Annotated in this window: 1 protein-coding gene; it reads right to left on the reverse strand. The window is 58.3% G+C overall.

Features of this window, described 5'->3' with window-relative positions; translation table 11 throughout:
* Positions 1-381: IS66 family transposase (locus tag A7090_RS24315; RefSeq protein ID WP_157941500.1), on the reverse strand; the 381-nt coding region annotated here is incomplete at both ends.

The following is a 381-nucleotide window of genomic DNA, read 5'->3' on the forward strand; positions in this document are numbered from 1 at the left end:
CCCGCCTCCTGGACCGGGACGGGGATATCATCAGCATGGACTTTACCGGGCATCAGCACATACTGGCGCAGGACGTCATACAGCGGCTCCAGTAGTTCAGCAACGGCACCAGTCCAGCGCCCCAGTGTGGCACGGCTCAGCTCCACACCCTGACGGCGGTATATCTCTGACTGGCGGTATAACGGCAGATGGTCTGCATATTTTCCGGTGACGAAATTGGCCAGGAGCCCCGCTCCGGCATAACTGCGTGCAATGGGTTTTGAAGGCACCGGTGCCTGCACGATATGGTCGCACCGGCAACAGGCCAGTTTCGGACGGTGTGTTTCGATAACCTTAAAGGCGCTGCTGATAAGCTCCAGTTGCTCTGACACATCACATCCC

Source organism: Escherichia sp. MOD1-EC7003 (assembly GCF_002965065.1).
Lineage (GTDB): Bacteria > Pseudomonadota > Gammaproteobacteria > Enterobacterales > Enterobacteriaceae > Escherichia.